Here is a 9,662-nt window from a genome sequence, read left to right as displayed (position 1 = left end):
TCCTCCACCCGATGAGGGTGGGGACCGCGAACTTTTTTACGGTAAGAATTCCGTTAGGACGAGTCTTGATATGGAGTTCCGTATTTTTCCCGGTGAAAATTACTTTAGATTTTGCAGTAGCTCCCACAAAATATCTTCCTTGAATAATGTTTCGCAATGAGTGCGGGATAAAATCGGGGAGACTTTCTCTATCATAAAAATCGGCTCTTAGCAAGGAAAATTTTCTCTCCCACAATCTTGTAGGAAGTACGACAAGATTCTCCTTAGATTTCCAAATCTTCGAAGTTCTTTGCGATCCTTCTCTTTTAAAAACTTGAAGGTTTGGTTTTATCAAAACGATACGTTATGCGGAATTGTTGGCGGGCAAAAAAATACCCGGAAATATTTCCGGGTATTTTTCTTCTGGATCGAGAAATTGAAATTTACTTCAGAGGTTTGAATTCTAAAGTCACAACTCCTCGAGTTGCCGATTTCACTTCTAACGACTTGCTGGATAAGAAAGAAAATCCTCTGTCTTTTTTGTAGACCAATTCTTCCTGGAAGAGGGAATCTTTTCCGGGATAAATCACTTCCCACTCGGAACCGTTTGTATCGGAAGTTCTTACGTTCACTTCTTTTGCGGCGGTAAACTCGGTAAGGTCGTCTTTGAACTTAGTCGCCTCGTCCGCATTGAGTCCGGTGAACTTCAGAACGATCGGATTATTTTCGGTAAGGTTAAACCATTCTTCTTTTAACTGCGTGTTTACTTTTTTAGAAACGGAGGCCGCCCACTCGGAGACCGCTTTTTCTCTGGAAACTTTTTGAGTGATGTCAGCGCCGCGTCCGTCCGCAGTTCCGCTATCTACGATTTTTCCGTCACCCCAAAGAAGAACTACTTTGTAAGTTCCAGTCGCAGCGGTGTTGTAGATGGTTCTTTCCAGAGACTTTCCGTTTACGGAGTCCAGAGGTTGTTGGTCTTCCGTTTCCACGGTTCCCAAAACCAGAACTTCCGCTTGTAGGGCTTCCGCAAGAATTTTGATCAAAGGAGATCCTTCGACTTTTTCCGGATCCACTTGATTCTTGCTTACTTTTTTCGCTGTCAGTGCGGGATCGATGATCTTGTTCCCGTTTTTCTTCAGAGCTTTGATGATTTCGGCTTCTCCGAAATTGTTCGGACCGGCCGGAAACACAGGAGCTCCTCCGACTTTTCCGAGAACCAAAACCGCAACTCTAGGATTTCCAACATCGGCAAGAAGATTGTCGACAGCGGTGGAAATTTTAGATTCTTCCACTTCGCATCTTACCGTGAGTTTCAGCATCGGCTGGGTATCGATCTTTCCTTCCGCTTCGTCTACGATATCATAACTTTTCACAAAAGCGTCCGTCTTGGAAAGAAGGCTGGAACCTAAACTTTCTCCGTCCGAAGCCTTGCTCTTGTTGCTGATTTCTTCTCCGATTACTTTTCTAACCGCGTTTATTTTTGCGTCTTTCAAAGCCCTTTGTTTTGCGATCTGTTTGTCGCCGTTGTAGATAGGAGCTTCTCCGATCACGGTAACTTTGTTACCTTCTTTTTCGTAGAATTCTTTTTTCTTTCCACGTGTGGATCCGGAAGAACCGCAGTTGACTGCGAACGTAATAACTGCTAGGGCTGCGATAAGCCTGATGGTAGGGAAACGATTCATTTTGTCGTTTTTCTCCTTGAAGAATAGGTTTGGGGGATTTTCTTAAACAAAATAGGAATTTTCGGATGCTCTACACAAAAATAAAGAAAAAATTCTTTCTCTTAGTCATTTTTTTTCTCTTCCTTCCTTCGGTTGCCTGCGCTGAAAAAGGCTTTCGGAAACATATTTCCGATTCAAAGCTTGTTCCTTCTGAAAACGAATTCTACTCCAGTATCCTTCCCGGACTTTCGGGAAAGAATGTCATTCTCATCACAAATCCTTCGGGGATCGGAAGAAGCCCGGAGAAAATTCTTAAAGAATTTAAAAAGCACGACGTAAAAATCAAACATCTCATCGGTTTGGAACACGGATTTCTCGGATTGGAAGAAGACTTCAGTAAATCACCCGTGACGGTCGATGAGTTTTTCAATCTTCCCATCTATCATATCTATCGGGTCAAAAACGCAGAGCTCCCCGCGATTCTCAAAGGCGCGGACGCAATCCTCTTCGACGTGCAGGACATGGGAATGAGATGTTATACGTATCTCACGGTTTTAAAAAGAATCATGGATGGAATTCCCGATCCCGCTTCCACAAGATTGATTCTTCTCGATCACGTAAACCCGGCGCTGTATCTGAAAGGAAGAGGGGAAATCATCGATAAAAAATTTCTCAACTTCGCCGGAGAATTTCCTTCTCTCTTTTTCAGCGGACTTACGTTGGGAGAATCCGCGAATTTTTATAACAACGAATATCTTGCTAAAAAAATTCAGTTGGAAGTTCTATCTCCCAAAAATGCGAAACGTTCCTTCGACTGGGACAAGGAGGGAATTCCTTGGACGACTCCTTCTCCGAATCTTCCGATGGTGGATTCCGCGATCAATTATCTCGGACTCGTTCTCTTGGAAGGAGTGAACGTTTCCGTAGGACGTGGAACCACGGCGCCCTTCGTCTATTTCGGTGCGCCTTGGATGACCGAGCCGGAAAAATTGGCGGAAGAATTAAATCAGAATTCCGGCGGAGATTATTATTATCAAACCGTGTTTTTCAAACCAGTCTTCGGACCTTTTAAGAATGAGATCTGCAGAGGACTTCGCCTAACCGTCGTCAATCGGAAATACGACCCGCTGAAGATGGCTTATAAGCTGATCACCGGCGTCAAAAATTCATACGGAAAGGATTTCAAATGGAGATCTTATCCGGATGGAACTCATAATATAGATTTCCTTTGGGGAACCTCCTCTTTTCGAAACGCGATCGAATCCGGAAAAACTTACGAACAGTATTCGGAATTTTTGAGTTCCACCGAAAAAGAATACAATGAGAAAATTAAAAAATACTATCTCTACTAAGATGAAAAAAAAGATAAACTCTCTGAGACCGAAGATATATGTTTTTATTATATTCTTTATTTTGAATGTGTCTGTCGGTGCCGACGGACATTCTTGGAAGGAATATCAGCTCAAGGAGTTGATCGGAAGGCTGAAATATTATACGTATGCGAAAGTCGCCCAAAGTCTTCGGGGAGTTTATCCCGCGAGCCAGGAACAACAATGGGAAAAGTCGGATTGTTTCGTATCCGTTCCCGAACTTCCGGGGCCTTTCTTTTGCGGTTTGCTTCGTCACCAACATCCGTCCTCGGTTTCCGATTCTTCTCTAAATGCGGAGACAAATCAAAACCCGGCTTCCAAAGAATTTAAGAATGTTCAACTCTATACCGGAACTACAATTTCCGGTAAGAACGTGGTGCAGATCTCTTCGGAGGAAAACCCGGGAGATTCTCTACGGGCCTTTTATCTTTCCAATGGACAGATCAGCCATTATGAGTTTCAGGATCGTATTCTGATTTTTGATTGGTCCGGTTCTAAGCTGAACGGGATTCTGGAAGTGAAAGTGGATCCGATTCTAAGACCGCTTTCCGGAAGAGAATTGTTATTTCCATGAGACAAATCGCTTCCGGTTTTCTGAGAATGATGGACCACGAAGGAATCGATCCGGTCCGATATATCTGGAACTGGGCGACCTATGATTCGGAATCGTCTGAAAAACAGGAAAGTCATATACAAGAAAATTCTAATATTCTAAATTCTCTCGGAAAAAAATACAAACTCGAATTTACGGGAAGAATCCGCTGCGTTTCCTGCGGAAGAATCACGAAAAAAAGTTTCAATCAAGGAAACTGTTTTACCTGCTTTCAAACCCTCGCGGAAAACGATCTCTGTATTTTAAGGCCGGACACCTGCCACTATCATCTTGGAACTTGCAGGCAACCGGATTGGGGCGATTCTCACTGTTTTCGTCCGCATACGGTTTATTTGGCGAACAGTTCCGCGATTAAGGTCGGAATCACAAAGGAGAATCCGGTCTCAAACCGTTGGGTCGATCAAGGCGCCGTGCAAGGAATTCCTTTGGTGGAAGTCACTTCGAGAAGAGACGCCGGAATCATAGAAAAAGAATTGTCCAAGGTCTTATCCGATCGCACTACCTGGCAGAAGATGGTCGCCGGCGATCCGGAAGAGATCGATCTTTCCGAAAGAAAAAAAGAGTTCTTACAAAAAATAGAGGACTTGGATCTCGATCTGGACTATCGTATTTCTCCGCAAACGGAACCGACTCGGATTCGCTATCCCGTTCTAAATTTTCCGCAAAAGATTCTTTCCCTTTCGCCTGAAAAAAATCCGATCATCGAAGACGTTCTCACCGGAATCAAGGGGCAGTATCTCCTCTTCCAATCCGGAGTGATCAATGTGCGCGCCTACGGAGGTTACGAGGCGACCCTCAGCGTGGAATAAAAATTCTGCTATGATTCTTACTTCCTCCCTAAAAAGAATGTTTGTATGAAAAAGATCGCGGTGAAGTTGGCTCTGTTGATATCCGTTGTTTCGTTTTGGAGTTGCGGCGTAATTATAGAATCCGTCGTTCCGGTCGAGTTGGATCTCCAGATCGGAAAATCGTTTTTAGAAAACGCTAAGGAAGGAAAAGAGGGAATGCATATCCTCAAGAATGCGGTTCTTGAAAAATATGTAAAGTCCGTCGCGGACAAAATTCTAAAATCCGATAAGATCCAATACAAAAAAGAATTTCCTTATAAAATCTCCATTCTCGACGACGACGATACGATCAACGCCGTATGTACTCCGGGAGGATATATCTTCGTCTACACGGGTCTTTTGAAATTGATCCAGGACGAGGCTACGCTCGCAGCCATTCTTGCACACGAGATCGCGCACGCGGAAAAGAGGCATTCCGTAAAACAGATCATCAGTTCTTTAGGAATTTATTTTACGATCTACATCGGTCTTACGATCTTTTTGGGTTCGGAAGCGGCCAATCTCATCAATCTTGGATCGAGAGTGGGCGGAGAAATTCTTACCCTCGCTAACAGCCGTTCGGCGGAAGCGGAAGCGGACGAAATGAGTTTCGAATATTTGAAGTCCACGAAATACTATCCTGGCGCGCTGGAATCCTTCTTTGTTCTCATCGAGAAAAAAGAAAAAGAGGAAGGCGGGGTGGATCCGGACAAACGTGTGATCAAATTTTTATCCACACACCCTTTGAACGAAGATCGAATCGCGGAAAATCAAAAACGTCTGGAGAAGATCGGAAACCCGAAGCCGACCGCGGAAAATCTCTACGCGGCTCGTTATCAATCCGTAATGAAGCGCGCTTTCGGATCCGAAGAGGAGTAAACGTTAGGCGGAATCGATTGCGTTCGATAAGACCGCGGCTGATCGGTTTTCGATTTTTAGATTCCCTTTTCTCGAAATGAAAATGCGGTTTAATAAACAAGTCGCTTTGGCATTTCTCCTCCGATTTTCAAAATTCTTGATAGGGAAAACTTCTTGTATTTCCATCCGTCCGCAGTAAAATTCTGCCATCTATGCGTCTGGAACACAAATTAAGAAAATGGGTGGAAGCGGGGCTGATCGGCAAGGAACAATCCGAATCGATTCTCAGTTTTGAGGAAAGCCGAAAAACTCCTTACTTGTATTATTCTTTTCTAATATTAGGAGTTGTGGTGATCGGAATCGGGATCATCGCGATCATCGCCGCAAATTGGGAGGAAATTTCCGATTTTGTAAAATTAGGCGCGGCTCTTTTCGTATTGGCCTCAATCGCGATGGCCGGGTTTTTAAAACGGGAAAATCCGAATCTTCTAAACGTGCTGATCGTTCTCAATTCTATTTTGATTTTAGGAATGATCGGTTTGATTTCGCAGGTTTACAACCTCGAAGGAAAATACTACGAAGCTGCGATGCTCTGGTGTATTCTAAATTTCTTATTTTTGATATCGACGGATTCGAAAACGTTTCTTCATCTTTGGCTGATCGGGTTTCAGATTTTTGTCACGGGATGGATTTTCGAAAAAGAATATTCCTTGGAGACTCTTTATTGGACCGACTATTTTTATTTTTCCGCGGTCGGTTACTTCACTCTTTGGTTAGCTTCTGAAAAGTTTTCTTTGGATTCGAGAAAGGGATCTTTGTTTCTCTGGGCCGTTTTGTTTTTGATCGCAGGAAGTTCTTTTCGCGGATTTATCGAAAAAAGTCCGCCCGAATCTCCGGATGATTTAGGTTGGATCTTTTTAAACCCCGACATCTCCTGGCTCCGTCTTTCTTTGCGTTTCCTTTCTTTTTTTCCGGCGGCTTATCTTTTGATTTCCAATTCCGAGTTTTCGAAGAGTCAAAAAAAATCACTGGGTTTGAGTGCTGTCTTTTTGTTCCTTCTTTACTTTCCATTTCCGTTTCAATACGTGAAAGCGGTTTCGTCTTTTTCTTATGTTTGGAACTATTCGATTTCCCTGCTGCCTGCTTTTCTGTTCCTTCTTTTTTGGTTGGGAATCGCGTCCGCCTTTCGTTCTCACAAAAAAATCTTCGACCTTTCGATTGCGATCATCGGGATCCGATTTCTATTTTTTTACTTCGATGTCTTCGGCTCCTTGACTTACACGGGTTTCGGATTGATTCTTTCCGGAATTTTAATCATCGGTTCGACGGTCGGATATTTGAAATACAAGGGTAAGGTAAGAACCTTACTCGGAGGAGAAGAATGAGAATTCTAAAATATCTGCTGCTCGTTTCCTTTGGAATTCCGGTTTTATTTTTCGCTTCTGAAATTCTTTATCTTGAGTTTGGAAAAAAATCCGGGAAGGAATTGATTCTTCCGATCCAAGGTTATGATCCGAGGGATTTGCTCGCGGGACATTATTTGAGATATAATATTTCCTACCAGACGGAAGCTCTTTGTTCGCAGATCGATTCGGAAAGGATTTTGAAAAGCGAAACTTCGAAGAATTCTCACTGCGTATGTTATTCTCATTCCGGAAAAATTCTGGAAGGAGAAGGATTCTTTGTGGAAGATTGTAATCCCGATTTACTCAAGAACGGCAATTACTGTCGGGTTTATTTGCGCGGAACCTGCGACTACGGCAGATTCAAGATCGGGAACGAAAGATATTACGTGAATGACGAAAAAGCGCGAGAGTACGAAGCCCGTCTCAGAAAAGAAAAGAACGTTCACATTCGTTTGAGAGTGGACGCAGAGGGAAAGGCGATTACGGAGGCGCTCATCTGGGAGGACGGATCTTCGCAGTAACTTCGTTGAGGCTACAGAAATCGTCTTCCCCAAATCCCGCTTGTATTCCTTTGTCAAAAATTTCAGGAAGATTTTGACAAAGGGAAAGTTTTGTCTTGGATTCTTCCGCGAGTTGCATCGCGTGATAGACGTCCTTTCTCATGTTCTTGAGCGAAAAATGGGTTTCGTAGTTTCCGCCGAATACGAATGGAAACTTGAATTCTGCGATTCCCGATTTTGCCGCGGATTGAAGAAGGATTTCCTTTAGTATTTCCGCATCGACGCCTGAATTTTGAACGAGCGCAAACCCTTCCATATAGATTTCGAAAATTCCCGCTTGGATCAGATTCAAGGCGAGTTTGGCTTTTTGTCCGTCTCCGACCTTACCGCAATAGACCGTATTTTTTCCGCAGATATCCAGGAAGAATTGAACGTCTACGACTTCTTCCTTCTGAGCTCCGATCATAAAAAGAATCTGCCCGTCTCTTGCGGCGTTTTTCGATCCGGTCATAGGTGAATCGTAAAATCGAACGTTATTCAGCGCGCATTCTTTCGCCAAACGAAACGTGAGAGGAAGGGAAGTTGTTCCGCAATCCAGGATGACCTTCGGATTCGTTTCCAATAAACGAGATCGTAAAACCTCTTTTTCGACGACTTCGTCCTCGGTCAGGCAAAGAACTACGAGATCGCTTTCCGCCGCCGCTTCAGTCGGTCTTTTAAAAACTTTGGAATTTTCTCCTTCGAGATCACGGATCTTTTCGGCGTTTCTTGCGTAAAGCCGGACCTTGTGGCCTGCGTTTAAAAGATTCGAGGCGATTCCCCGGCCCATAATCCCTGTTCCTATGATTGAAATGGTATATTGGTTTATCATAATATAGAATAAAATTAAATTAAAATATTAGAAAGCGCTTAAAGCGGCTCTGATGAAGCTCGTTACGGGCGCTTGTTCTCTTGTGTCTTCAAGTCCTTCTCTTAGTTCGCGCAGAACGATTTGGGCGTCCGTCAGAACCGTGTTTACGTTTTTGTGAACGTCGTCGTTGTTGATCAATCTCCCCAAACTTCCGTCTCCGGTGTTGATTTTTGTGGTGATATCGGCTATATTGGAGAACGTTTTTCGGATATCGCCTCGGTTCTCGGAGATAAGTTCGGACAAGCTCACGAGCGGATCCTGAAGTACCCGTCCTTTCAGAGCCCCGGCCGTTTTATAGTCGATCATCGTAACAGGAGTCGATCTCGTTTTCAGTTTTTGCGATTCCGGATCGGTCGTTCCCGGATCGATCGATATGACTCGACCGGTCAAAAGACTTTCGTTTTTGATGATGATATCGTAGTTGTCGTAAAGTCTGATCTTTTCCTTCAGGAGGAGGGTGACTTCCACTCTGGTTCCGATTCCCAGATCCCCGCTTTGCACTTCTAATCCGTTCTCGTCGATTTGTATGAGTCGGATCGAGGAAACATAGCCGAAGGGAACTCCTTGTACGGTGACTTTGTTTCCGACTTTGATTCCTTCGGCGTTTCGAAAAGTGATCTTCATAAATTCTCCGCGCTTTTTGACGGGGCCGCCTTCGGTGATGATCGTAAAATAACCTACGACTCCGACGGCCGCGGTAAAAATGATTCCGACGAGTAAATAACGCAGTGAACTCATATTCGTTTCTCCTAATAGATCTCTCGTTTGTTTCTATTTTGTTTCCAGGATCATGGGACCCTTGGTTTTTCCGTGAATGAATTGTTGTATCAGCTCGTTCTCGGAGTTTTGGATCTCTTGGGCCGTTCCAGTAAATACGATCTTGCCCTTGTAAACGAAGCTGATTCTATCCGCGATCATGTAAGCGCTGGACATATCGTGAGTTACCACAACTTGTGCGGCTCCCGTTTCTTTTTGAATTTTCAGAACCAACTCGTTGATCACGTTAGACATCACCGGGTCCAAACCGGAGGTCGGTTCGTCGTAGAGTATGATCTCCGGGTTTGTAGTGATCGCTCTTGCGATTCCGGCTCTTTTTTTCATTCCCCCGGAAATATCGTTCGGAAAATTATCCTTTGCGATCACCATATCCACTAATTTTAATTTTTCCATTACGATTTCTCGAATTTTATCTTCGGAAGCGAGTTTGTGTTCTCTCAAAGGAAGGGCGACGTTGTCGAAGACCGTCAGCCAGTTGATCAATGCTCCCGACTGAAACAGAACTCCCATTCTCGCGCGAAGTTTTTCCTTGGTCTTCGTGTTCACTCTGGAAATACTTTCTCCGAAGATATAACATTCTCCGGCGTCGGGTTCGAGAAGTCCTGTGATATGTTTGAGCGTAACCGACTTTCCGGTTCCGGATGGGCCCACGATCACAAGGGTCTCTCCCTTTTTTACCTGGAGATCCAAGCCGGAAAGAATCTTCCTGCTTCCAAAACTTTTGTGAATGTTTTTGAGTTCGATTGCGAGGGGTTCCATTT

10 protein-coding genes are annotated in these 9,662 nt (G+C 44.0%); 6 read left to right on the top strand and 4 right to left on the bottom strand.

All coding sequences use genetic code 11. The annotated features are described in order from the left end of the window. Positions 1–422: 422 nt before the first annotated feature. Positions 423–1,661: a lipoprotein LipL46 gene (locus CH376_RS01630; protein WP_100783880.1), complete on the bottom strand. Its 1,239-nt coding sequence runs from the start codon at positions 1,659–1,661 to the stop codon at positions 423–425. Between the two features lie 65 nt (positions 1,662–1,726). Between CH376_RS01630 and CH376_RS01625 the strand changes: the two genes are divergently transcribed. The 6 genes from CH376_RS01625 to CH376_RS01595 all read left to right on the top strand — a co-directional run bounded on the left by CH376_RS01625 (position 1,727) and on the right by CH376_RS01595 (position 7,235). Continuing rightward, entirely contained in the window at positions 1,727–2,992 is a 1,266-nt protein-coding gene (locus CH376_RS01625; RefSeq protein WP_100783879.1) for an exo-beta-N-acetylmuramidase NamZ family protein, read from the top strand. After that, a complete protein-coding gene (locus CH376_RS01620; RefSeq protein ID WP_100783878.1) occupies positions 2,961–3,584 on the top strand; it encodes an LIC_11883 family protein in 624 nt (207 codons plus the stop codon). Before CH376_RS01625 ends, CH376_RS01620 begins: the two co-directional genes overlap by 32 nt. Further along, positions 3,581–4,432: a DUF2797 domain-containing protein gene (locus CH376_RS01615; protein WP_100783877.1), complete on the top strand. Its 852-nt coding sequence runs from the start codon at positions 3,581–3,583 to the stop codon at positions 4,430–4,432. The genes CH376_RS01620 and CH376_RS01615 overlap by 4 nt, the downstream gene beginning before the upstream one ends. Before the next feature lie 45 nt (positions 4,433–4,477). Then, positions 4,478–5,329, top strand: a complete 852-nt coding sequence (locus CH376_RS01610) for a M48 family metalloprotease (protein ID WP_100783876.1) — start codon at positions 4,478–4,480, stop codon at positions 5,327–5,329. Positions 5,330–5,520: 191 nt separating this feature from the next. Further along, entirely contained in the window at positions 5,521–6,693 is a 1,173-nt protein-coding gene (locus CH376_RS01600) for a DUF2157 domain-containing protein (RefSeq protein ID WP_100783874.1), read from the top strand. Beyond that, positions 6,690–7,235: a GDYXXLXY domain-containing protein gene (locus tag CH376_RS01595; RefSeq protein WP_100783873.1), complete on the top strand. Its 546-nt coding sequence runs from the start codon at positions 6,690–6,692 to the stop codon at positions 7,233–7,235. The genes CH376_RS01600 and CH376_RS01595 overlap by 4 nt, the downstream gene beginning before the upstream one ends. Here the strand turns inward: CH376_RS01595 and CH376_RS01590 are convergent. From CH376_RS01590 to CH376_RS01580, 3 genes are read right to left on the bottom strand one after another with little or no spacing between them, the layout of a single operon-like run. Beyond that, complete coding sequence (locus tag CH376_RS01590) at positions 7,207–8,082, bottom strand: NAD(P)-dependent oxidoreductase (RefSeq protein WP_100784075.1); 876 nt, start codon at positions 8,080–8,082, stop codon at positions 7,207–7,209. The genes CH376_RS01595 and CH376_RS01590 overlap by 29 nt on opposite strands. Positions 8,083–8,112: 30 nt before the next feature. Continuing rightward, the gene (mce, locus tag CH376_RS01585; protein WP_100783872.1) at positions 8,113–8,862 is read right to left on the bottom strand and encodes a mammalian cell entry protein Mce; all 750 of its coding nucleotides are present in this window, start codon (positions 8,860–8,862) and stop codon (positions 8,113–8,115) included. A 33-nt stretch (positions 8,863–8,895) separates the two neighbouring features. Beyond that, positions 8,896–9,660, bottom strand: a complete 765-nt coding sequence (locus CH376_RS01580; RefSeq protein WP_100783871.1) for an ABC transporter ATP-binding protein — start codon at positions 9,658–9,660, stop codon at positions 8,896–8,898. Between the last annotated feature and the right edge of the window lie 2 nt (positions 9,661–9,662).

Source organism: Leptospira adleri, assembly GCF_002811985.1.
In the GTDB taxonomy this organism is placed as follows: Bacteria; Spirochaetota; Leptospiria; order Leptospirales; family Leptospiraceae; genus Leptospira; species Leptospira adleri.
Note: the sequence above shows the minus strand (reverse complement) of the source record. Positions and strands in the feature narration are given on the sequence as shown.

Excerpts from the sequence above, each read along its gene's own strand:
- CH376_RS01600 (WP_100783874.1), top strand. The coding sequence starts at position 5,521 with ATGCGTCTGGAACACAAATTAAGAAAATGGGTGGAAGCGGGGCTGATC.
- CH376_RS01610 (WP_100783876.1), top strand. The coding sequence starts at position 4,478 with ATGAAAAAGATCGCGGTGAAGTTGGCTCTGTTGATATCCGTTGTTTCG.
- CH376_RS01580 (WP_100783871.1), bottom strand. The coding sequence starts at position 9,660 with ATGGAACCCCTCGCAATCGAACTCAAAAACATTCACAAAAGTTTTGGA.
- CH376_RS01620 (WP_100783878.1), top strand. The coding sequence starts at position 2,961 with ATGAGAAAATTAAAAAATACTATCTCTACTAAGATGAAAAAAAAGATA.
- CH376_RS01625 (WP_100783879.1), top strand. The coding sequence starts at position 1,727 with ATGCTCTACACAAAAATAAAGAAAAAATTCTTTCTCTTAGTCATTTTT.
- CH376_RS01615 (WP_100783877.1), top strand. The coding sequence starts at position 3,581 with ATGAGACAAATCGCTTCCGGTTTTCTGAGAATGATGGACCACGAAGGA.
- CH376_RS01595 (WP_100783873.1), top strand. The coding sequence starts at position 6,690 with ATGAGAATTCTAAAATATCTGCTGCTCGTTTCCTTTGGAATTCCGGTT.
- mce (WP_100783872.1), bottom strand. The coding sequence starts at position 8,862 with ATGAGTTCACTGCGTTATTTACTCGTCGGAATCATTTTTACCGCGGCC.
- CH376_RS01630 (WP_100783880.1), bottom strand. The coding sequence starts at position 1,661 with ATGAATCGTTTCCCTACCATCAGGCTTATCGCAGCCCTAGCAGTTATT.